Source organism: Arthrobacter agilis, from assembly GCF_030816075.1.
GTDB lineage: Bacteria > Actinomycetota > Actinomycetes > Actinomycetales > Micrococcaceae > Arthrobacter_D > Arthrobacter_D agilis_E.
In genome coordinates, this window is record NZ_JAUSXO010000001.1 from 3138180 (window position 1) to 3159625 (window position 21446).

General features: G+C 70.0%; 20 protein-coding genes. 6 read left to right on the top strand and 14 right to left on the bottom strand.

Annotated elements, in window-relative coordinates:
- Positions 1-7: 7 nt before the first annotated feature.
- The 6 genes from QFZ50_RS14760 to QFZ50_RS14785 all read right to left on the bottom strand — a co-directional run bounded on the left by QFZ50_RS14760 (position 8) and on the right by QFZ50_RS14785 (position 6056).
- A complete protein-coding gene (locus QFZ50_RS14760) occupies positions 8-1399 on the bottom strand; it encodes a flavin monoamine oxidase family protein (RefSeq protein ID WP_307085423.1) in 1392 nt (463 codons plus the stop codon).
- A 138-nt stretch (positions 1400-1537) separates the two neighbouring features.
- Positions 1538-2068: a 2'-5' RNA ligase family protein gene (locus QFZ50_RS14765; RefSeq protein WP_307085424.1), complete on the bottom strand. Its 531-nt coding sequence runs from the start codon at positions 2066-2068 to the stop codon at positions 1538-1540.
- Between the two features lie 75 nt (positions 2069-2143).
- Positions 2144-3061, bottom strand: a complete 918-nt coding sequence (locus QFZ50_RS14770; protein WP_307085426.1) for an FHA domain-containing protein — start codon at positions 3059-3061, stop codon at positions 2144-2146.
- Between the two features lie 15 nt (positions 3062-3076).
- Positions 3077-3328: a hypothetical protein gene (locus QFZ50_RS14775; RefSeq protein WP_307085427.1), complete on the bottom strand. Its 252-nt coding sequence runs from the start codon at positions 3326-3328 to the stop codon at positions 3077-3079.
- A gap of 136 nt (positions 3329-3464) precedes the next feature.
- Positions 3465-4448, bottom strand: a complete 984-nt coding sequence (locus QFZ50_RS14780) for an aldo/keto reductase (protein WP_307085429.1) — start codon at positions 4446-4448, stop codon at positions 3465-3467.
- Positions 4449-4457: 9 nt separating this feature from the next.
- Positions 4458-6056, bottom strand: coding sequence for a cryptochrome/photolyase family protein (locus QFZ50_RS14785; protein ID WP_307085431.1), 1599 nt, complete (start codon positions 6054-6056; stop codon positions 4458-4460).
- Positions 6057-6191: 135 nt separating this feature from the next.
- On the opposite strand from QFZ50_RS14785, the gene QFZ50_RS14790 reads away from it, so the two are divergent.
- Positions 6192-7679 carry an FAD-dependent oxidoreductase gene (locus QFZ50_RS14790; protein ID WP_307085433.1) on the top strand — a complete coding sequence of 496 codons (1488 nt, stop codon included), beginning with the start codon at positions 6192-6194 and terminating at the stop codon, positions 7677-7679.
- Between the two features lie 127 nt (positions 7680-7806).
- On the top strand, positions 7807-8208 hold the full coding sequence (locus QFZ50_RS14795; RefSeq protein WP_307085435.1) for a hypothetical protein: 402 nt from the start codon (positions 7807-7809) through the stop codon (positions 8206-8208).
- Here QFZ50_RS14795 and QFZ50_RS14800 read toward each other — a convergent pair.
- Positions 8166-9872 (bottom strand): hypothetical protein, encoded by a 1707-nt coding sequence (locus tag QFZ50_RS14800; protein WP_307085437.1) that lies wholly within the window; start codon positions 9870-9872, stop codon positions 8166-8168. The genes QFZ50_RS14795 and QFZ50_RS14800 overlap by 43 nt on opposite strands.
- Positions 9873-10051: 179 nt before the next feature.
- Between QFZ50_RS14800 and QFZ50_RS14805 the strand changes: the two genes are divergently transcribed.
- The 3 genes from QFZ50_RS14805 (at position 10052) to QFZ50_RS14815 (ending at position 12062) form a co-directional block, all read left to right on the top strand.
- Entirely contained in the window at positions 10052-10330 is a 279-nt protein-coding gene (locus QFZ50_RS14805; protein ID WP_307085439.1) for a DUF4242 domain-containing protein, read from the top strand.
- A gap of 136 nt (positions 10331-10466) precedes the next feature.
- Complete coding sequence (locus tag QFZ50_RS14810; protein WP_307085441.1) at positions 10467-10892, top strand: acyl-CoA thioesterase; 426 nt, start codon at positions 10467-10469, stop codon at positions 10890-10892.
- 168 nt (positions 10893-11060) lie between these two features.
- Entirely contained in the window at positions 11061-12062 is a 1002-nt protein-coding gene (locus QFZ50_RS14815; protein ID WP_307085444.1) for a serine hydrolase domain-containing protein, read from the top strand.
- 23 nt (positions 12063-12085) lie between these two features.
- Here the strand turns inward: QFZ50_RS14815 and QFZ50_RS14820 are convergent, their stop codons facing one another.
- From QFZ50_RS14820 to QFZ50_RS14835, 4 genes are all read right to left on the bottom strand, one after another.
- Positions 12086-13279, bottom strand: a complete 1194-nt coding sequence (locus QFZ50_RS14820) for an MFS transporter (protein ID WP_307085445.1) — start codon at positions 13277-13279, stop codon at positions 12086-12088.
- 183 nt (positions 13280-13462) lie between these two features.
- The gene (locus QFZ50_RS14825) at positions 13463-15022 is read right to left on the bottom strand and encodes an MDR family MFS transporter (protein WP_307086836.1); all 1560 of its coding nucleotides are present in this window, start codon (positions 15020-15022) and stop codon (positions 13463-13465) included.
- A 47-nt stretch (positions 15023-15069) separates the two neighbouring features.
- Positions 15070-15705 (bottom strand): TetR/AcrR family transcriptional regulator, encoded by a 636-nt coding sequence (locus QFZ50_RS14830; RefSeq protein ID WP_307085447.1) that lies wholly within the window; start codon positions 15703-15705, stop codon positions 15070-15072.
- Positions 15706-15782: 77 nt separating this feature from the next.
- Positions 15783-16553, bottom strand: a complete 771-nt coding sequence (locus QFZ50_RS14835; RefSeq protein ID WP_307085449.1) for an alpha/beta fold hydrolase — start codon at positions 16551-16553, stop codon at positions 15783-15785.
- 256 nt (positions 16554-16809) lie between these two features.
- Between QFZ50_RS14835 and QFZ50_RS14840 the strand changes: the two genes are divergently transcribed.
- Positions 16810-17607 carry an IclR family transcriptional regulator gene (locus QFZ50_RS14840; RefSeq protein WP_307085451.1) on the top strand — a complete coding sequence of 266 codons (798 nt, stop codon included), beginning with the start codon at positions 16810-16812 and terminating at the stop codon, positions 17605-17607.
- Between the two features lie 76 nt (positions 17608-17683).
- On the opposite strand, the gene QFZ50_RS14845 is transcribed toward QFZ50_RS14840, so the two are convergent.
- From QFZ50_RS14845 to QFZ50_RS14855, 3 genes are read right to left on the bottom strand one after another with little or no spacing between them, the layout of a single operon-like run.
- The gene (locus tag QFZ50_RS14845) at positions 17684-18646 is read right to left on the bottom strand and encodes a hydroxymethylglutaryl-CoA lyase (RefSeq protein WP_307085452.1); all 963 of its coding nucleotides are present in this window, start codon (positions 18644-18646) and stop codon (positions 17684-17686) included.
- Positions 18643-19893 carry a CaiB/BaiF CoA transferase family protein gene (locus QFZ50_RS14850; RefSeq protein WP_307085454.1) on the bottom strand — a complete coding sequence of 417 codons (1251 nt, stop codon included), beginning with the start codon at positions 19891-19893 and terminating at the stop codon, positions 18643-18645. The genes QFZ50_RS14845 and QFZ50_RS14850 overlap by 4 nt, the downstream gene beginning before the upstream one ends.
- 56 nt (positions 19894-19949) lie before the next feature.
- Entirely contained in the window at positions 19950-21413 is a 1464-nt protein-coding gene (locus QFZ50_RS14855) for a GntP family permease (protein ID WP_307085455.1), read from the bottom strand.
- Positions 21414-21446 lie beyond the last annotated feature (33 nt).

The following is a 21446-nucleotide window of genomic DNA, read 5'->3' on the forward strand; positions in this document are numbered from 1 at the left end:
CCACGTTTCAGGCCGTGGTGCTGACGGCCTGCGCCGCCATCGCCGCCAGAATGTCCTGGGCCGTCTGCCGTCCCATCCGGATGGCTCCGTCGACGTGCTGGTAGCCTTCCGCGGCGAGGTCGGAGCTGGCCCAGTGGAGTGGGCCGACAGGGGTCAGCTGGTGGCGGCCATAGCGATGGAGGCCGCCGAGATCGTAGCTGGCGGCATAGGCCCCCCGGGTCCATTCCTCGGATGCCCAGTCGGACTCGTAGTACACCTCCGGGGTGAGTGCCTCGGCGCCGAGGAACTCGGCGATGGACTCGAGGATGCGCTGCCGCCGTTCTGCCGGTTCGAGCTCGAACATGGCGTCTGCCTTCTCGTCGGACACGAAGCCGACGAGGGTGCCACGGGGATCATCGTGGTTGGTGTTGTCGTACACCTCCTGCACGATGGAACCGGCGCCGAAGCCTGTTCCATTGAGCCCGTGCGCCCGCCAGAACGGCGTGGAATAGACGGCGTGGACCTTGATCACCAGGCCGAGGGATTGATGCTGGTGCATCTGGTGCTGTCGGCGCGGCAGGGGCGGCTCGTAGGAGATCCGTGAATACAGGTTGGGCGGCACCGCGACGACGGCGTACCTGGAGGTCACGGTGATGCCGTCCGCCACCACCTCCACCCGGGAGGAACCGTTCTCGGAGGAGTAGCGCACCGTGCGGACCGGGCTGTCGAGGAACACGGAATCACCGAGCTCGGCGGCCATGCGCTCCGAGACGGACTGCATCCCGCCGATCACGCGCTTGTCCAGGATGAAGTCCTCGTCCACCAGGTGCGAGAACGATCCGGCCGACGACGCCATGAGGAGCGCCTGCAGGGCAGAGAAGGCGTGGGCGGGTTTGGTCAGCATCCCCCCGGCGATGAACAGACCGATGTTGTTGCAGGCCTCTTCGTCACCGGATTGCTGCCGGAGCCAGTGATGGAACGAGATGGTGTCCAGCTCGCGTGCCTGGGGGTGCTCCCAGGGTGCCGCAGGGTCCATCTGGGCGGCCAGTTCGTCGAGGATCCCGACGAGGCGGCCCATCTCCGCCTGGGTCTCGGGAAGAGCCGGGAACATGTCGCCGGTGTAGCGTGTGGCCTTCCCGTCGGAGCCGATGTACAGCGACTCGCCCTCGCGGTACCGCGGGTAGGTCCCCAGGCCGAGCTCCTCCAGCAGGGCGATCAGGGCCGTCTGATCGGGGGACACCCATTGCCCGCCGACCTCGAGCATCGCCCCGTCGATGATGTCCGTGTGGGTGCGGCCACCCACCCTGTCACGGGCCTCGAGCACGGCCACGGTGTGTCCGGCGCGGGTGAGCTCCCGGGCTGCCATCAGGCCACAGGGACCCGCTCCGATGATGACGACGTCGCTGTCGATGTTGCGCATGCTGTCCTTCCGACCATGACCTACGCCATAAAATGAATGACGTTCATTTATTTCGGCCTACTGTAGGGGACAGGACTCGCGTTGCACAACCTCCGGCCGCGGCCGGCGGTCAGGTCATCGGACGGACGGACCGATCTGTCACGGCTCGCCGCCGCCGAGCAGGACGAGGCGCTTCGCCTGAGCGTCCCAGCGCCGGACGATCCCCGTGTGGAGCTGCTCGGGCGGGCCGTTCCGCAGGATCCCGAGGGCCGAGGTCAGCTGGTCCGCGGTGAGCCCGTGCCCGAGGGTGATGTGCGGTGTCCACGCCCCACGGACGGTGGTGGGCACGGCGTCCGGCACGCCGTCGAGGGCGAGCCAGACGCGGTGGTGCAGGTCGGTCAGCACGGTGTCGGCCACGACCTGCCGCGCGAGCACGAACTTCCGCCGGGTCGGGAAGACGAGGAAACCCGCCGTCACCAGCTGCAGCGCGTCCCCCTCGGCGGCGGAGGCGAGGCCGGCGTCGTAGCGGTCGTCGATGCGCGCGGCAGCGGCGAGCGTGATGTGCGGGGCGTTGCTGAAGGACTGGTGCTGCGACTGGTTGGGCAGGCCTGCGGCCTCCAGCGCGGCCCAGTCCTCGAGGAGGAAGGACTCCGACGCCGGTCCCAGCAGGAGTTCGACGCTATCGGCCACGCCGTGCGCGCCCTCCTGCCCGTCCTGGCCGCTCCGAGGGCGACCAGGACGGCGGGATCCCCACCTGCAGCGGGATCAGCGTGGCTGCCGCCGGAAGTCGCCGACGCCCTCCGAGCCGTCCACCTCGGTGGCGCCGGTGCGGGGGTTGCGCTGCGGGCGCTGGTAGGCCAGCTCCCCGCCGTTGCGGCCACCGAACGGCCTGCCGTGATCCGCATACTCCTCACGGAAGAAGGCCAGCGCCCACCCGCCGAGCTGAATCCGGGCGCCCGTCCGGAGGACCGAGGGTTCCCGGCCGTTCACGCTGCCCGTGATCGCGCCGTGGGGAACCAGCATGTACTCGTCGTCCTCGGTGTGGAGGACCTCGGCATGGAGGCCCTCCAGTCCGTCGAGGTTCAGCATGGCGTCCTCGGCGCTGCCGATCGTGGTGCGCTCGGCGACGAGTTCGAACTCCCGCGGCACCTGCCCGTTCCAGACCTGCGAGTTCTGCACGAAGATCAGCCGCGGACGGCCGCCTCCGCGCACGTAGTGCGTCGTCGTGATGGTCCGCCGGATGCGGCGGTTCACCGTCGGCACGAGGGGGAACGGCGTGGACGGCGGGAGGAGCGACGGCGCGGAGCCCTTCTCGAGCGCCCGCCGCCCGATGCCGAGCAGCGGGGCGAGCGTCCCCGGCGAGCCGAGCCGGATGTGCGGTGAGCGGGTGATCAGCCGCTGCGCCATGGAGGTCTCCACGGCGCCGAGGCCGACCAGCAGCCCTTTGGGGCCGCTGACCGATACCGCGAGTCCGCGCCGCGCCAGCGTACCGGCGAAGGCACGCACCTGACCGATGCCCGGCAGGTTGTTCCCGCGGAACGCCGCCGGGTCATCGATGAAGATCTCGACGACGGTGCCGGCCGCATTGACGGTGCCGGTCAGCCGCGCCTCCGGCTTGCCGTCGGTGGCCGGCTCCGCCAGCGAGAAGTCGATGTCGATGTCGAGCCTGAGGGACGAGGCCATGTCCGTCGGAGCAGCTCAGCCCTGGGAGGTGCCGGAGCCGGCAGCGTTGTCGCTCGTGGTGATGCGCAGCGTCCCGTCGAACTTCCAGGTGGCGCGCGGGGCATCGGGGCCGATGTCGCGCGGGACCTCGATGGTCATGTCCTGGAGCGTGTAGTTGATCGCGGCGCCCCGACCGGTCAGGTAGGACCACATCTCCTCGGCGAGGTCCGTCCAGTCGCGGATGGTGTGGGATTCGCCGGTGGTGACGCTTGAGGTGTTCTCGGTCATGTCGATTCCTTCATCGGTGATTCAACAATGACAGACGACCTCTGACTCCGTCTGACGTGGGTACCGCCCACGATAGTCGAGGCCCCGGGCCACGGGAACCCACCCGCGGCGGGCGGGCGGGTTCCGGTGCGGGGAGTCACCACTTCGGGTGGACGGTGCTCCTGAAGTGGCGGTCGTAGATACCGGCGACGTCGGCGCTGATGTCGGCTCCGAGGCCCGCGTGCCCGGCTGCGGCGGCGTTGGCGCGTGCCTGCTCGGGATTGCGCGCTCCGGGGATGACAGTGCTGACGCCGTCCTGCGCGATGATCCAGGCGAGGGCTGCCTGGGCCGTGGTGACGCCTTCCGGCACCAGGTCGGCGAACTCCCGAGCGGCCTGCAGGCCGGTCTCGTAGTCGACCCCGGAGAAGGTCTCGCCGACGTCGAACGCGGCGCCGTTCCGGTTGTAGTTGCGGTGGTCGTTCTCCGCGAAGGCCGTGTCCTTCGTGTACTTGCCGGAGAGGAGGCCGGATGCGAGGGGGACGCGCGCGATGATGCCGACGCCGGCGGCCTTCGCCGCGGGAAGGACCTCGTCGAGCGGCTTGAGGCGGAAGGCGTTCAGGATGATCTGCACGCTGGCGGTGTTGCCGCGGGAGATGGCGGCGAGCGCCTCGTCGGTGCGCTCGACGCTGACGCCGTAGTTCCTGATGACGCCGTCGCTGACGAGCGTGTCCAGGGCGTCGTACACCTCGTCGGAGCTGTAGACGGAGGTCGGCGGGCAGTGCAGCTGCACCAGGTCGAGGGCGTCGACGCCGAGGTTGGTCCGTGACCGGTCGATCCACTGGCGGAAGTTGGCGAGCGAGTAGTTCTCGGGAGTCTGGTCCACCCGGCGGCCCATCTTGGTGCCCACGAGGATGTCGGTCCCCGGGTTGTCCGCGAGGAACCGCCCGATCGTCGTCTCGCTCCTCCCGTCACCGTAGACGTCGGCCGTGTCGAAGAAGGTCACGCCCGCTTCGACGGCCGCGTCGAGGACGGCGACGGCGTCCCTGTCCTCCACCTCTCCCCAGTCCGCGCCGAGCTGCCAGGTGCCGAGGCCGACCACGGAGACGGGACGGCCGGTTCTTCCAAGGGTTCGCTGTTCCATGCTTGAAGACTATAGGCCGGGCAGTGCGGCCTGGGTCGCCGGCGCCGCCGCCGGCGACCGCTCCTCCAGCGGTGCCCGGGCACCGGTCGGTGTGCGGGTGCGAGCCGGTCGGGCCCCCTCCGCCGTCGTCGCCCCCGTGCCGGGGATCCACTGCGCCGCCTCGTGCCGCAGCTCGGACCGGCGGTCGGCCTCCATCCGGTCGAGGAGCATCACGCTCATGCGGGACCGGGGATTGCGGGCGAAGAGATCACGGTGGTCACCGACGAACTCCCAGTAGAGCGCGTCCCAGGTGAACCGCCAGGGGCCGTCCCCGAAGTCGCTCATCTTCCTGATGTAGTTGCTGCCGCTGACGTACGGCTTGGTGGTGATCATGGTGCCCGCCGCGTACTGGCTCATGGCGTAGACGTTGGGCACCATCACCCAGTCGTACGCGTCGATGAACATCTCCATGAACCACGCATAGACGGCGTCGGGCCTGGCCCGCAGCAGCAGGGCCGCGTTCCCGAGGATCATGAGGCGTTCGATGTGATGGGCGTACGCGGTGTCGAGGATGCGCGTGATCACGGTGTCCACCGGTTCGAGCCCGGTGTCGGCGGTCCACCACCCGGGGTCGAGGTCCGCGGTGAGACCGAGCGTGTTGCCCGTCCGCATCTCCCGGCCCCGGAGCACGTAGGACGCCCGCATGTACTCCCGCCAGCCGATGACCTGCCGGAGGAAGCCCTCCACGCTGGCGATCGGCGTGCCGTGGCGTTCCGCGACGTCGAGCGCGAGATCCACCACGTCGGCGGGGCGGAGGAGCCCGGTGTTCATGCTGGAGCTCAGGGCCGAGTGGAACAGGTACGCCTGACCGACGGCGATCGAGTCCTCGTAGGGGCCGAAGAGCTCGAAGCGCTCGGTGAGGAACGCCTCCAGGGCGTCGGAGGCCTGGCGGTGCGTGACCGGCCAGTTGAAGGATTCCGCGTTGCCGGGGTTGCCGGGGAAGGCGGACCGGACCCAGGCGATCGCGTCCTCCACCTCGGCGGGCCGCTCGAACTCGGGCAGGTCCGGCACCGCGATCTTCTTCGGGAGCTTCCTGCGGTTCTCCGTGTCGAAGCTCCACTTCCCACCCGACGGGGAGCCGTCGGACTCCACCAGGATGCCGAGCCGCCTGCGCTGCCATTCGTAGAAGGTCTGCATGCGCCAGCTGTGCGAGGAGAAGTAGGCGCCGAGGACGTCCCGCGACGTGAGGAACTGCGGCGTCTCCAGGACGCGGGCCTCGACGCCGGCGTCGGCGAGCGTGCGCGTGAGCCGGCGCTCGAGCCAGTCGTCCACGACGTCGTAGTAGGTCACCACGGTCGCCTCGCGGTCGGCGAGCACGGCGAGCACGGCGGACAGCCGTTCCTGGCTGGTGTGCTCGGCCGACGTCTCCACATAGTCCACGGCATAGCCCGCGTCCTGGACCCGGCGCGCGAAGATGGTCATCGCCGCGCGGTGCAGCACGAGTTTCTGCTGGTGGAACCGCAGGCTGCGGAACAGGAGGTCGTCCTCGAGGAACACGAAACGCGTGTCCCGGGAGGCCTCGAGATGCTCCTCGAACAGCTGGTGCGGCAGGACGAGTCGGACGTGCACCGGGGCCGCCTTCCTGGAGGGGAACAGTCGTCGATCGCCACCCTAGCGCCCGTCCCGGACACCTCGTCCGACGCTTGACTGTAAGCACGCTTAGTGGTTCCGTGGGAGCACCGTTCGGCTCCTGAGAGGACCACCGTGAGATCACTCTGGCTCGACACCGCCCCGTCCATCCCGACCGACGCACTGCAGGACGGCGCCGCGTACGACTCCGTGGTGGTGGGGGCCGGTCTGACGGGCCTGACGACGGCACTCCTGCTCGCCCGGGCCGGGCACCGCGTGGCGATCCTCGAGGCGCGCACCGCCGGGGCGGTGACCACCGGCAACACCACGGCTAAACTCTCGCTCCTTCAGGGCACCAGCATCTCCACCATCCTCAAGCACCACGACGCCGAGCTCGCGCGCGCCTATGTGGTCGGTAACCGCGAGGGCCAGAGCTGGCTGCTGCGCTTCTGCGACGAGCACGGGATCGGCTACGAGCGGCGCGACGCCGTGGACTACGCGACCACCGACACCGGCGCCCGCAAACTCACCTCGGAACATGAGGCGTGCATCGAGGCCGGCCTCGAGACCGAGCTCGGCAACGCCGCAACGCTTCCCTTCCCCGTGCGGAAGACGCTGCGCCTGAAGGACCAGGCGCAGTTCCACCCCCTCGAGGTCCTCGCCGGCCTGGCCTCGGAGTTCCGGCGGCACGGCGGCGCGCTGATCGAGGGCGTCCGCGTCGAGGGTGTCGCGAAGACCGGGGCCGACGGCGTCGAGCTGAAGACCAGCGCGGGGGCTGTGACGGCGTCGAACGTGGTGCTCGCCACGGGCATCCCGATCCTGGACCGGGGCGGGTACTTCGCCGTGCTGCAGCCCATGCGCTCCTACTGTGTGGCACTCACCGTGCACGACGACGTCCCCGAGGACATGTACCTCAGCGCGGACTCCCCCACCCGCTCCCTCCGCACGGCCACGGTGGACGGCACGAAGTACCTGATCGTCGGCGGCAACGGCCACCGGGTGGGCCATAGCTCCAACACCCAGGCCAGGGTGGACGATCTCACGCGCTGGGCACAGGAGTACTTCCCCACAGTGCGGCCCGCCTACGCCTGGTCCGCCCAGGACTACACCCCCGCCGCTGCCGTGCCGTACGTCGGCAAGGTCCCCGCCGGCGGCGGCCACATCTACGCGGCGACCGGCTACAACAAGTGGGGCATGACGAACGCCGTCGCCGCGTCCCTCGCGCTCGCCGGCGAGATCCTCGGCGGCAACATGCCGTGGGCCGAGACGCTCTACCGCACGAAGGTCAGCCCGGCCGACGCCCTGCAGACAGCACAGGCGAACGCCGTCGTCGGCATGGATCTGGTGACCGGCTGGCTCTCCGGCCTCGCAACGTCGTCGACGTCCGCGCCGGCCGAGGGCGAGGGGCGCGTGATCCGCGAGGGAGCACGCCCCATCGGCGTCTGCACGGTCGACGGCGTGCAGCACCGCGTCTCCGCGGTATGCCCGCACCTGAAGGGCATCCTCACCTGGAACGACGCCGAGCGCTCGTGGGACTGCCCGCTGCACGGGTCGCGGTTCACCGCGGACGGGAAGCTGCTGGAGGGGCCGTCGACGTCGGACCTGGCGGACACCCGGAGGTGACCCGGTAGCCCGCCGCCGCCCTGGCGGAGAGCGGGAGACACCCGTGTGACCGAACGGGTGAGGGCCCTCTGCGCCAGGAGGCGGAGAACCCACGGCGCGTCACACGTCGGCGGCGCACGCTTCGACGATGACGACGAAGAAGAGTGGAACCCAGGAACTGCACGAGTACCTCGACCGCAGTGTCGATCGGATCCTCGAGGACGGGACGCGTGCCGAAGCGCGCACCCTCCAGGCGATGGCGGAGGCCGCCCGGGCGTTGAATCCCGGTGCCTCGGCGGCCCTCGTCGATTGGGACGGCCCCGAAGTGGCACGACTACGGGCGTTCGGCATCGTGCACGGCGTCCTGGTCCGGGACCTGCCGGCTGACCTGCAGGAACATCTCCTCACCCGGTTGCGCGGTGGTCGCACCGACGGACCCGCGGCTGTCCGAGACGGCGCAGGGCCCCTGGAACCGCGCGGCAGCGGCGGGATGGTGCGGAGCCGACGTCATCGGGCCGCGTCGAGCAGTGCGATGGCCCGCGGCAGGTAATGGTCGAGGTGGGCGCGGGCGCTCAGGGCCAGCAGCGAGCGGGCGAAGAACTCGGCCCGGGGACCGTCACCGGCTGCGCCCGCCTGCTCGGCCGAGGTGGTGAGGATCGCCGCCTGGACCGCCGCGTACGTGTCCGTGGCCCGCCGGCTACGGGTGAGGGCCTGGTCGATCCATGCGCGGGCCTCGGTGCGCCTGCCGTGCGCTGCATGGGTCAGGGAGATGGCTCGTGCTGTGGCTCCCTCCCAGCAGGGGTCGCCCAGGCTGCAACTCAGGGCGTAGGCCTCGTCGAGCCGGGTGCGCGTCGTCGGGGTGATGCCCCCGTCGGCGAGTTCGGTCTCCGCCAGCACCGCTGTGGGCCAGGGCCGGAACGCCACCCACTGGAGGGTCTCGGCCCGGACGAGGGAGGCGTCCGCCCAGGCCTGCGCCCGGGCGATGTCCCCGGCCGCGAGGAGCACCCACGCGCCGGTTCCGAGCGTCCAGGCTTCCCGGCGGGCGCTCCGCGCGCGTCGGGCGAGGTCCAGGGCCCGCGTGTAGGCCTGGCCCGCCTCGTCGAACTTCCCCCAGTCGCCCAGGTTGAAGCCGCGGATCGAGAGGATCCCGGCGAGCAGGGAGGGATCATCGCCCGCATGGACCTCCGCGCGCTGCAGGTGCTCCGCCGCGGAGGGCCGCCGGCCGGCAAGGGCGTCGACGTATCCCAGTTCGCGCAGCGCCTGGGCAGCCACCCGGTCGTCGCCGATCGACGCCGCGATCGTGGCGCTCCGGTGCAGCAGCGTGACCCCCTCGTCATCGTGGCTGCGGACCGAGTGGACCAGCGCCGACCCGAGCTCGAGGAGGCACGCGGCGGCGAGCTGCTGATCACCGACGTCCTCGCCGTCCTGGGACGCCCTGCGCAGGAGCTCGACGCCCGCCTCCGCCGCACCCGCCGCCAGGGCCGCACGCCCGGATTCCAGCGAGGAGACGACCACGGCCCGACGCGACACCCCCGGAGGTGGGGCGGCGAGCCGCGGCCTGGCGGCATCCCTCAGCGCCGTGGTGGGCTCGTGTCCCAGTTCCCGCCGGAAGAGCTCGGTGGTGGCCGTGACATGCGCGGCGGCGACGTCGTCGGCACCCATCGCGACGAGGCCCTGAAGGAGCAGCACATGCGTGCCCTCGTCGAAGACGGCGCGCTGCACGCCCAGGGTGGCAAGATCCACCGCCCGGGAGAACGCGCCGCCGGTCAGCCGGCGCCTGACCTCGGCCCGCAGCGCGGTATCGACCTGACCGGCGACCCGGTGCCGCTGGATCATGAGCCAGGTGTCGAACTCCGGTGAACACCGGGGGTCGACGCCGGCGAGCAGCCCGGTCGCATACGACAGGTCGACGGTGCCGGAGTCCAGTTCGTGCAGGTCCACCACGGTGTCGGCAGGCAGTCCGGGTACGACGGGGTCACCGGTGAACGACTCCGCGCTGCCGAGGGCGCGTCGCAGTCCGGCGAGGCACCAGCGCAGTGCACCCAGGGGGTCATCGGCCGACGGGAAGAGCTCGGCACTCAGCTCCCGGCGGGTCAGGGGGCGATCGGCCATCAGGATGCGGGCGAGCAGCGCCCAGGACTGATGACCGCGCACCGGCCTCTCCGCACCGGAGGCGTCCAGGATCACGGGACGCCCGATGAGTCGAATCTCCACGGCAGCCACCATCTGTCGAGTACCTGTCTCCGGCCCCTACTCTTCGCCTTCTCCGTGTGACGTCCCGTGTGACCGAACCCCGGCTGCGGGATCCCGCCGGCACACGCCGCGTCACCGGGCGCTCGAAGAAGCTGGGGGCGCCGTCGAATCCCGACGGCACATCAGCGGAGGAGAATGCAATGCCGAAGTACCTGATCGAGCGGGACCTGCCGGGCCTGGGGCTGATGTCCCCGGACGAGCTGGCTGCGACTGCCGCCCATTCCAACAGCGTGCTCGCCTCGATGGCTCCCGCCGTCCAGTGGCAGCACAGCTACGTCACCGGCGAGAAGATGTACTGCGTCTACCTCGCCCCTGACGCCGAGGCCGTCCGGGAGCATGCCCGGCGGGGCGGGTTCCCGGCGGACGCGGTCAACGAGGTGAGCGGGATCATCGACCCGGCAACCGGCGAGGCCGCCTGACGGATGTGCACCCCGTCCTCCTCGGGCCGATCCCACCGGGACCGGCCCGAGGAGGACGGGACGGGGTGGCCGGGCGGCGGATGTCCAGACGGATCGTCACGGACGCTGCCCCGGGGTGTCGGCGTACTCTCGATGGATGGAACAGGCGGACATCAGCTTCCGGACGCGCAAATGGGTCCGGCCCGAGGACCTGAACGCGAACGGCACACTGTTCGGTGGGAGCCTGCTCAAATGGATCGACGAGGAAGCGGCGATCTACGCGATCATCCAGCTGGGTAACCGGCGTGTCGTCACCAAATACATCTCGGAGATAAACTTCGTGAGCTCGGCGACCCAGGGGGACCTGGTCGAGATGGGCCTCGCTGCCACGAGGTTCGGCAGGACGTCGCTCTCCATGCGTGCCGAGGTCCGCAACATGATCACCCGGCAGACCATCCTGAAGATCGACGAGATCGTCTTCGTGAACCTCGGTGACGACGGCAAGCCCACGCCGCACGGATACCACGCCATCACCTACGAGCGGGACCGCATCCCGACCGAGCACCTCGACGGATCGCGCTGAAGCCGGTCGGCCCTCCGGGCGCGACGGCGGAAGCCGGACCCGTCCTTGATCCGTCCGAGCGCTGACGGCGGCCGGCACCGATTCCGCCGCGGCTGGGAGCGGGCTCTGGCGCACAGGACCATCGTCAATATAGGTTGACGTTGTACCGGTTCTGGGAGGGAGCGTGCGATGACGACTGGATGGGCGGGAGATCCGCACCTCGTGCACGCCGTCGGCCGGGGTCTCCGCTCGACTCCTGCAGCCGTGGCAGTGGTCACCCCCGAGGGCGGGATGACTGCCGCAGCGGAATCCGACCACCGCTCCACCTTCGAGATCGGGTCGATCTCGAAGGCGCTCACCGGGATGCTGTACCGCGATGCCGTGGAGCGCGGCCTCGTCGCACCGACGACCGTCCTTCGCGACCTGCTGACCCTCGAGGAGCACGCAGGAATCGGCTCCGTGAGCCTGGAGTCCCTGGCCACCCACCGGTCCGGGCTTCCGGGCCTGCCACCGGGGATGCACCCGCTCCGGCGCACCCTCGGGCTCTGGGTCAGCGGTGAGAATCCCTACGGCGACTCGCTCGCCGAACTGCTGGACCAGGCGCGGGACGTGCGCGTCGGCGCCCCTCGACCCAGGTACTCCAACCTGGGGTTCCAGTTGCTCGGGCACGCCGTGGCGGCGGCGGCCGGCAGCAGCTACGCACAGCTCCTGCGGGACGTGCTGGGGCCGGGGTTCTCGACTCCCGCTTCCCGGCAGGACCTCGGGCCCGCGGACCTCACGGGATCCGATCGCCTGGGGCGTCCCATGCACGCGTGGGTCGGTGAAGCCGTCGCTCCCGCGGGGGGCGTCCGCGCGACCATCGGCACGATGCGCGGCTTCCTCCAGGCGCTCCTCGACGGGACACCCCCCGGCATGTCGGCGCTCGATCCCGTCGTGGACTTCGCGCCCCGGGTCGGCATCGGCGCGGGATGGATCACCCTCGAGCACCACGGCCGGACCATCACCTGGCACAACGGCAGTACCGGCGGCTTCAGCAGCTGGATCGGGCTCGACAGGGCCGCGGGCACAGGAGTCGTGGTGCTTGCGGCGGTCCACCGGTCCGTCGACCGGCAGGGATTCCGGCTCCTCGAGGAATTCGTGGCATCCGGGGTCGCGCAGTCCCCTCCCGTCGACGACCGGCCGGGGGGCTGACCCGGTGCACCGGCAGGGCCGGTTCAGCGATCCCGCGGGATCCGCCGTACCGACGCCGTGGTGCTGACGACGAAGATCACCACGGACGCCAGGAGGACGAGCAGCGCCGGCGTCCAGGATCCGGAGGCCTCGTGGACGAGACCCAGCAGCGGAGGCGCCGTCGCGGCCAGGCGATAGCCCGACCCCTGGACGACGGCGGACATGCGGCCCGCCGAGATCTGGTCCCGGGCCAGGCGGATGGTGGTGAGGAAGATCACCGTGGCGCCGCCGCCCTGGGCGATGCCGCCGCTGATGGACCAGAGCCACCAGAGCCCGGGGGCCAGGAGCAGACCGAGCGGGACGGTGATCCATAACGCCCCCAGGGTGACGGCCACTGCCGTCGTGCTCATGAACCTGGTGGCCACGGGCACTCCGAGGGCCCCCACGATGGCGAGGACCTGGAAGATGGAGGACGCGGCACCGGCTCCGGTCACGGACATCCCCAGCTCGTCGTGCAGATAGCTGGGCAGCCATGCCGTGACGCCGTAGTAGGAGAACGCCTGCATGGCGAAGGCCACGGCCAGGCCCGCGGTGATCCAGCCGGATCCGCGGACGGGCGGAAGCGCGGTGTCGCCCGAGCGCTCGGGGGAGACACGGAACGCCTTCCCCGGGCCGACGGCCAGGGTCCAGGAGGAGACGGCCACCGCGGCGAGGATTGCGGCGGCGGCGAGCGCAACCCGCCACCCGGCCGCCTCTGCCAGAGGCGCGGTCGCCGCCGACGTCAGGAAGGCCCCGATGTTCAGCGCGGCCGTGTAGATCCCCATGGCGAAACCCTGCCGCGCCAGGGGGACATCACGGCGGATGATCAGCGGCACCGCGATGTTGCCCACCGTGATGGCCAGTCCGATCAGCACGGTGCCGACCATCACCAGCAGGGAACCGCCCGCCGAACGCACCACCACCCCCGCCATCACCCCGAGGAGGGTCAGCGTCACGGCGAACTCGACGCCGAATCGTCGGGCCGCCGAGGACGCGAGCGGTGCGGCGAGGGCGAAGCACAGCACGGGGATGCTGGTGAGCAGCCCCAGCACGGCGGGCGGGAACTGCAGGTCCGCCTGGATCAGGTCCGCCACCGGGGCGACGGCCACGAACGGCCCCCTCAGGTTGAGGGCCACCAGCCCGATGCACGCCAGCAGGACACGGCTGCCGGGGTTCCTGGCCGGGGTCCGGCCGCTCACGGGGCGGGACGCGGGGTGGGCGCTTTCATCGCTTCAAGTGCTATCACGACCGACAGGTGCAGGACGCTCCGGTGGAGCCGGGATCACCTCACCGCTTTCTGCTTGCATCCCGGAGCCGCGACGCGATCGCTTCGACCACCCGCCCCCGAGCCACGCCTCCGCCTCGCGCCCGCCGCGAACGGGTCAGCGGGCGGAGCCGGTCACCGAGGGCTCGTCGTCGTCCGCCGTGATGAGGATGTTGCCCTCCGAGATGGACTCGGACAGCACATCGTGTTCCACGGCGGTGGCGAGCGGCTTCTCCTTGACGAAGCACATCAGCACGGTGGCGATCAGTGCCAGCGGGACCATCCAGATGAAGATCGGGGTCAGGGCGTCGTTGTAGGACGAGATGACGGCGTCCTTGATCGGCGCCGGGAATCCGGCGACCAAAGCGGGCGTCAGCGAGTTCGCCCCGGCCGACCCTCCTCCGGTCGCCGCGGCGGGCAGCCGATCGGTGAGCAGTTCGGTGAGCCGGCTGGCGAAGAGGCTCCCGACCACCGCTGATCCGAGCGTGGCGCCGATCTGGCGGAAGAAGTTGTTCGACGCGGTGGCGGTCCCGACCTCGCGCAGAGGGAAGGAGTTCTGGACGATGAGCACCATGATCTGCATGCTCAGCCCCAGACCGAGGCCCATCACCGCCAGATACACGCAGATATCCCACAGCGGCGATCCGGGGTCCAGGGTGGACAGCAGCCCGAGGGCCACCGCGACCAGCACGCCGCCGGCGATGGGCATCCACTTGTAGCGACCGGTGCGGCTGACCAGCTGGCCCGAGACGACCGAGGCGATCAGGAGTGCGCCCATCATGGGGATCATGAGGAGGCCCGACGTGGTGGCGTCGACACTGAAGGCCATCTGGAGGTACGTCGGCAGGTAGCCGATCGCCCCGAACATGGCCACGCCGATGAACAGGCCGGCGACGGTTGCGAGGTTGAAGTTGAGGTCCTTGAATAGGTGCAGCGGGATGATCGGCTCGGCCGTCCGGCGTTCGACGAGGACGAACGCGGCAGCACTCACCAGGGTGACCGCGATGAGGCCCAGGATGACCGGATCGCCCCACTCGTACTTGCTCCCGCCCCAGGTGGCGAAGAGGACCAGGGCCGTCGTTGCAACGGCCAGCAGCACCATGCCGCCCAGGTCCAGGCGCGGCCGTCCGGCGTGCCGGGGCAGTTTGAGGAAGAACACGGCTCCGGCCAGCGCCAGCAGCCCGAGCGGGATGTTGATCCAGAACACCCAGCGCCAGCCGGGACCCTCGGTGAACCAGCCACCGAGCAGGGGGCCGGCGACCGAGGCAATGGCGAAGACCCCACCCATCATCCCCATGTACTTGCCGCGTTCGCGTGCGGGGACGACGTCGGCGATGACCGCCTGGGAGAGGATCATCAGACCGCCGCCGCCCAGTCCCTGGATGACACGCGCTGCGATGAGCACGCCCATGCCGTTGGCCAGTGCACCGACGACCGACCCGATCATGAACAGCACGATGGCGGCCATGAGCAGCGCCTTGCGCCCCATCAGGTCCCCGAGCTTGCCGTAGATCGGCATGGTGATGGTCGAGGTGAGGATGAAGGCGGTGATGACCCACAGCATGTTGTCGACGCCGTTGAGCTCACCCACGATCGTGGGCAGTGCCGTGCTGAGCACGGTCTGGTTGAGCGAGGCGAGGAGCATCGAGAGCATCAGGCCGATGAAGAGCAGCACCATGTGCTGTTTCCCTTCGGCCGGCGCCGCGGCGGGAACGGCTTCGGTTTTCACAGGAGTTTCCTTTGTACGGAGTGGAAGAGGGAGAGAGCGGGTGCGAGATCCTCGGGCGCAAGACCGGCAGCGGGACTGTAGCGGCCTGACGCGATGGTGAAGCGCAGGGGGATGCTGGCCGTCATGACGACGAGACGCACGATGTCGTCCACATCGCCCGGCATGCCTTCCTCCCTGATCTCCGCCGCCCAGTGCGGGTTCTCGGCCAGGAGTCCGGCCAGGGCCCCGCGCACCAGGTCCTCGGCCTCGTTCATGCGCTCGATGAGACGGTGGATCATGTGGGGGTACATGCGCGTCAGCTCGCGGCGCCGCACCTGGTCCACACCCTCGTGGGCGCTGCTGGCAACCACCAGCAGGAGCCGTGAGACCTGGCCGAGGACGTCCTGCCGGAAGGAGAAATCCTCGAGCAGGGCCGGGTCCATCACCGGCGTCCGCAGGCCCAGCACCGCGTCCTCCTTGGAGGGGAAGTAATTGAAGAAGGTGCGCTGCGACACCCCTGCGCGGTCGGTGATCAGCTCGACCGTGGCGGAGTCCAGCCCCCGTTCCAGGACGAGGGCGACCGCGGCCTGATGCAGGGCCAGGCGTGTCTCCGCCTTCTGGCGATCGCGGAGGGAGGGGAGGTCCGAGCTCATCCAGATATTCTTGCACAACTGCAAGAACTGCATGACTGCATGACTGCACCGCAGAGCGTGCTGTCTGCCGTGCCGGTCTAACGAACGCGCCCGATGAAGTCCCCGACCCATCGCGTGGTCTCGGCCCGGTCCAGGTGGAAGCCGTGGCGACCGCCGGGCACCTTCACCAGCGTGGCGCGCGGGATCGCGTGGAACAGGTCCTTCGCATGGCCGGACGGCGTCAGTGCATCCTCCGTCCCATGCAGGACGAGAGTCCTTGCCGCGATGGCCGCGAGGCCCTCGCGCGCGTCGTGGTCCCTGCTGGCCCTGAAATGTCCGCGCTTCGCAGCCGTCGAGGCACGGGAGGTGAAGAACGCCCGGACATCGTCCGGGTGGTGCCGCGCCCACGCGGGGTCGAAGAAGTAGGGCTCCATCCGGGCGGGGTCGCCGCTGTACAGGGCGTCCGTCGCCTCCCGCGAGCGCTGATGACCTGCCGGTCCGCCGGCCGCCGTGGCGGCCAGGACGAGGGCGCCCACCCGGTGCGGATGGTCGATCGCCACCCATTGGGCGACCCGGCCGCCCATCGAATGCCCGTACACATGCGCCCGGTCGGCTCCGGCCGCGTCCAGGACGGCTGCAGCGTCCGCGGCGAACAGCCGGGTGGAGTAGGCGCCAGGGTCCCCTTCGGCGCTGCGACCGACACCGCGGTGGTCGAACCGGATCACCCGGAACGTCCGCGCCAGCTCCTGGACGACGGGATTCCAGCCATCGGCACCCGTCGCCTGGCCCGCGATCAGCAGGAGGGGCTCACCCCGGCCTTCCGCCGTCCACGCCAACTGCACGCCATCGGCGCCCGCTGCGACGGCCATGCGCTCCTCCTCCTACTCCGTTCCCTGGTCGACCGCACGGTGCGTGGACGCCGAACCGCGCCCCTCCTCCCCGCGTACCGTCCCGCCGCAGCGAAGGCGCACCCCCGCGGCACGCCCCGCCCGCCGACGAGCAGCCACATCCAGTGTGGGTCATGCGCCCGGCGGCCTGGTCGACCGTGGGCCGCCCGCCGCGCCCGGGTTTCGGGGCCGTCGGGCCGAATTGATCCCGGCTCCCCCTGCGCATAGCGTCAGGTGCATGGTGTCGAACGACGCAGGACGGTCCAACCCGAACAACCCCCTCCTGGTGCTGGGCAAGATCACGGCGATCCTGGACGCGTTCAGCCTCTCCCGGCCGACCCTGACCCTCGGGGAGATCCGGGAGGCGACGTCGATGCCCACCTCGACGGTCCAACGGCTGGTCACCAACCTCGTCGCGCAGGGCCTGCTCGACCGGGAGGAGGACGCCTTCCGCATCGGGATGAAGCTGGCGTACTGGGCTGCCCCGGCCACCCGCGGCGTCCCCATGGTCGACCTTTTCATGCCCTTGCTCAAGGAGCTGCGGGACCGCACGGGCGAGACGGCCTGCTTCTTCCAGGCCGAGCAGACGTACCGGGTGTGCGTGGCGATGGCCGAGACACACCACGCGCTACGCCGCGAGATGCACGTCGGGAAGATCCTCCCGCTCCATGCCGGCTCTCCGGGGCAGGTCCTCCTGGCCTGGAACGCCGACCTCCTGGAGCGGACGCTCGCTGCTCCTCTGGCGACCCTGACCGAGAACACCCTCACCGATCCCGCCGACCTGCTCGCCGCCGTGGAACAGACCCGGCGGAACGGATTCTCCATCACCGTGGGACAGCGCGACGACGCAGCATCCGGGTTGTCCGCGCCGGTGTTCGACTCGGTGGGCGGCCTGGTGGGTGCGGTGCTGATCAGTGGCCCGACCCTGAGGATGCCCTACGCGGTCTGCGAAGGGTGGGTCGAGGAGCTCCTCTCGGTGGCGGAACGGATGACGAGGCTCTACGGCGGCCGGTTCCCCGACGAGATCCCGGCCTGAGGCCCTGCCGGGCCGATCCGCGTCCTCGGATCGGTCCACGACCGGGCCGTGGTGACGAGGAAGCGGTTGCGCGGGGTCAAGCGGTGCGGCTCGCGGTGTCGAACGCCGGCGAAGGGAGCACCCAGTCGAAGGCGCGGGCCGTGGAGTGCGCGCCCTGGCCGGCCCGGGAGCGGTTCGGTTCGCCGAGGTCCGCCAGCAGTCCCTCGCCGAGCCTGACGAGATCCCCGAAGAGGGCCGGCGTCAGCCAGGACGGCCGGGTCGCGAAGAGGAGGTCCTCGCTCGAGGTGTTCCCGCTGGCCCCGGGGGCGAAGGGGCATCCGCCGAGGCCGCCGAGGGCGCCGTCGACCATGGTGGCGCCCGCGCGGATGGCGGCGAGGGTGTTCGCGACGCCGAGGCCCCAGGTGTCGTGCCCGTGGAACGCGATGCGCCGTGCGGGGGATTCGGTCCGGACCAGTGAGACGAGGTCCTCGACCTGCTGGGGTACCGCCTGACCGAGCGTGTCGCAGATGACGATGTCCTCTGTCCCGTCGGCGCGCGCGTCGTTGGCGATCTCCAGGACCCGTTGGGGATCGACCGGGCCGTCGAAGGGGCAGGTGAAGGACGTGGCCAGGCAGAGCTGGATCCGGCCGTCGACGGAGAGCGTCCGGTGGACGGCTTCCGGAAGGGCCTCGAGGCTCGCGTCGGTGCTGCGCCCGATGTTCGCCTGGTTGTGCGCGTCGCTGACGGACAGGCAGTACTGGATGTTGCGTGCGCCTGCTTCGGTGGCCCGGGCGACATGGCCCGGTGTGGCCACCCAGATCCAGCACTTCTCCAACTCCTCGGGTGTCAGTGCGCGGACGACGTCGAGGGTGTTCGCCATGGGCGGCACCTTGTCGGGCCGGGCCATGGAGCCGAGCTCGATGGAGGGCACTCCTGCCTCCAGCAGGGCACGGACCACCTCGACCTTGCGCTCCGTGGGCAGGATCTTGCCGGTGAGCTGGAGTCCGTCCCGCAGGGTGACGTCGCGCAGTTCTGCGTGGGGCGTGAAGGTGTGTGTCATGCGGGCAGGTGCTCCTTGGATGCGGTGGCTTCGGCGATCTGCGTCTCGTCCATCCCCAGCAGCCCGGTGAGGACCTCGCTGGTGTTCTGGCCGAGCTCGGGACCGAGATGACGGATGGGCAGGGAGTGCTCGCCGATGACCGGGACGATGCCCGGGAAACCGACCCGCGTCGGTTCCTCCTCCCCCGTGGACACCTCGAAGGTCTGGATCATGTCCCGGGCGAGGTATTGCTCGTCGGTACTGATGTCGGCTGCCGTGTAGATGGGCCCGGCGGGCACCCCGGCCTTCCCCAGTGCTGCGAGCGCCTCCGCGGAGGATCGCTGCATGCACCACCGGCCGATGGCTTCGTCCAGTTCCTCACGGCGCGCCCAGCGGTCGGCGTTCGTCTGGAGGGCCGGATCCGAGGCCAGGTCGGGTCTGCCGATGGTCTCCATGTAGCGCTGGTAGATCGAGTCCCCGTTGCCGGCGACGACGATGCTCGCCCCGTCGGAGCACAGGTACGCGTTGGAGGGCGCGATCCCTTCCATGCGGCCGCCGACGCGTTCGCGCTCGACGCCGTAGGCCTGGTAGTCGGGGATGAGGGATTCCATCATGGAGAACATCGCCTCGTGCAGGGCGACGTCGATGACGCGTTCCCGCAGGGCGACCGGCTCCGTGCCGGCGCCCGTCCGGACTTCACGCTGGTACAGGCTCATGACGACGCCGAAGGCGGCATACAGCCCGGCGATGGAATCCCCGATGGACACGCCGACGCGGACCGGGGCGCGGTCGGGGTCGCCGACGAGGTTGCGGAAGCCGCTGAACGCCTCGGCGACGGCCGCGAATCCGGGCCGGCGGGACAGTGGGCCCGTCTGCCCGAACGCGGAGATCCGGCTGATGATCAGGCGGGGATTGATCTCGTTGAGCACCTCCGGCCCGATTCCCCACTTCTCCAGCGTGCCGGGGCGGAAGTTCTCCAGCACCACGTCGCACTCACGGACGAGGGCTTTGACGGCCTCGCGTCCGGCCTCGGACCGGAGGTCCAGGACGACGGACTTCTTGTTCCGGTTGATCGTGCGGTACAGCATCGACGTCGAGCCCTTGATCAGGCGCCAGTTCCGGAGCTCGTCGCCCGTGCCGGGGCGCTCCACCTTGATGACCTCGGCTCCGAAATCGGCGAGCAGGCGCCCTGCTGTGGGTGCGGCGATGTAGTTGCCCAACTCCAGGACTCGGATGCCGTCCAGCGGCTTGATCGACGGTGTGGTCATGAGCTTTCCTCTTCCTGGTCCAACGACGGATGGTTCTGCTGTTTCGGCCTGCGGTGTCAGATGAAGATGCCGAGCACCAGGGTGCAGCCCAGGGCCACCACCGAGGCCAGGGAGACGCCGAGGGTGCAGGATTTCAGCGTTCCCTTGGTGGTCTGGCCCAGCATCGACTGCAGCAGCCAGAAGGTGTTCGACGTGACGTGGACGACGAACAGTGAGCCGGCGCCGGCTGCCAGTGCAATCAGTACCGGGTTCAGGCCGATCTGACCTGCAACCGGTGCGAGGATGCCCGCCGCGGTGATGGCGGAGATGGACACCGAGCCGACAGCGATGTGGAGTGCCGCGGCGATGATCCACACCGTGATCAGGGGGGCGAAGGAGTTGGCCGTGAAGTACTTGCCCAGGATGTCCCCCATGCCGCTGGTGGCGACGATGGCCGCGAGCGATCCACCGGCACCCGTCAGGATGAGGATCTGGCCCGACTCCCGGAACCCGTTGACGACCGCCGCCTCGACACGCTTCCGGCCGATCGTGAAACGACCCACGTAGCTCGTACCCAGCAGCCCGATGAGCAGGGCGATGACCGGGGCGGAGACGAAGTCGACCACGGGGCTGGAGAAGTCCACCATTTTCAGGATGGATCCGATGGCGATCAGCGCCAGTGCGAGCAGCATCGGTGCGAAGAGCAGGACGAGGCTGGGCTCGTTGGGCGCACGACCGCCCGAGGTGCGGGCGTCGTGGGGCAGCAGGCCGACCCGCGTGCCGCGTCCGTCCACCAGCGTGCCCGCCTTCTCGTTGCCGGACAGCTGCGACGAGCGCGGGGCGGCAGCGCCTTCGAGCTCGGCGGATTCCGCCCCGGCCGCAGCGAATTCTTCATCGGTCTGCTCGTCCGAGTCGACCTTCCACAGGCCACGGGTGATGAGCAGGTTCATGATGAAGAGGGAGATGAGGATCGTCGGGACGATCACGATCAGGCCGAAGATCAGCATCTCCCCCAGGGGCACGCTCAGCAGGCCGGCGAGGGCGACCGCCGCGACGCCGGGCACCATCAGGACGATGCCGCATTCCAGGCTGATCGCCATGGCGGTCGCCATCTTCGCCGTGCCGTACTTGCCGAGGGCGGGTGCTATCCGTCGTGCCAGCGGAGCGCTCATCACCAGGAGGACGTCCAGGAAGATCGACTGAAGGACAGTGCCGATCGTCAGTCCGAAGGCGTACGGGACACCGCGCGGCCCGAACACCCGCAGGAGGCTGTCGACGAGCCGCCGGATGGCGCCCATCTCGTTGAGGATGGAACCCATCAGGACGCCCCAGGCGATGAGCAGTCCGACTTCAAGCATGATGTCGCCGAAGCCCTGCATGATCGTGTCGGTCGTCCCGCCGGGCCCCATGCCCGTCGCCAGGCCCAGACCGGCCGCGCCCACGACCAGGGAGACCGCAGGGTTGAGGCGGAGTCTGACGATCATGAAAACGATTGCCAGGATCGCCACCGCCGTGATGGTCAAAATCATCCAGTCTGCCATCGGCCCTCCTTGTCCCGAACGCCGACCCACCTG

Bases quoted from the DNA above. Each gene is read 5' to 3' on its own strand.
- QFZ50_RS14760 (WP_307085423.1), bottom strand. From the start codon at position 1,399: ATGCGCAACATCGACAGCGACGTCGTCATCATCGGAGCGGGTCCCTGT.
- QFZ50_RS14770 (WP_307085426.1), bottom strand. From the start codon at position 3,061: ATGGCCTCGTCCCTCAGGCTCGACATCGACATCGACTTCTCGCTGGCG.
- QFZ50_RS14775 (WP_307085427.1), bottom strand. From the start codon at position 3,328: ATGACCGAGAACACCTCAAGCGTCACCACCGGCGAATCCCACACCATC.
- QFZ50_RS14780 (WP_307085429.1), bottom strand. From the start codon at position 4,448: ATGGAACAGCGAACCCTTGGAAGAACCGGCCGTCCCGTCTCCGTGGTC.
- QFZ50_RS14795 (WP_307085435.1), top strand. From the start codon at position 7,807: ATGACGACGAAGAAGAGTGGAACCCAGGAACTGCACGAGTACCTCGAC.
- QFZ50_RS14805 (WP_307085439.1), top strand. From the start codon at position 10,052: ATGCCGAAGTACCTGATCGAGCGGGACCTGCCGGGCCTGGGGCTGATG.
- QFZ50_RS14810 (WP_307085441.1), top strand. From the start codon at position 10,467: ATGGAACAGGCGGACATCAGCTTCCGGACGCGCAAATGGGTCCGGCCC.
- QFZ50_RS14815 (WP_307085444.1), top strand. From the start codon at position 11,061: ATGACGACTGGATGGGCGGGAGATCCGCACCTCGTGCACGCCGTCGGC.
- QFZ50_RS14825 (WP_307086836.1), bottom strand. From the start codon at position 15,022: ATGGTGCTGCTCTTCATCGGCCTGATGCTCTCGATGCTCCTCGCCTCG.
- QFZ50_RS14830 (WP_307085447.1), bottom strand. From the start codon at position 15,705: ATGAGCTCGGACCTCCCCTCCCTCCGCGATCGCCAGAAGGCGGAGACA.
- QFZ50_RS14835 (WP_307085449.1), bottom strand. From the start codon at position 16,553: ATGGCCGTCGCAGCGGGCGCCGATGGCGTGCAGTTGGCGTGGACGGCG.
- QFZ50_RS14840 (WP_307085451.1), top strand. From the start codon at position 16,810: ATGGTGTCGAACGACGCAGGACGGTCCAACCCGAACAACCCCCTCCTG.
- QFZ50_RS14845 (WP_307085452.1), bottom strand. From the start codon at position 18,646: ATGACACACACCTTCACGCCCCACGCAGAACTGCGCGACGTCACCCTG.
- QFZ50_RS14850 (WP_307085454.1), bottom strand. From the start codon at position 19,893: ATGACCACACCGTCGATCAAGCCGCTGGACGGCATCCGAGTCCTGGAG.
- QFZ50_RS14855 (WP_307085455.1), bottom strand. From the start codon at position 21,413: ATGGCAGACTGGATGATTTTGACCATCACGGCGGTGGCGATCCTGGCA.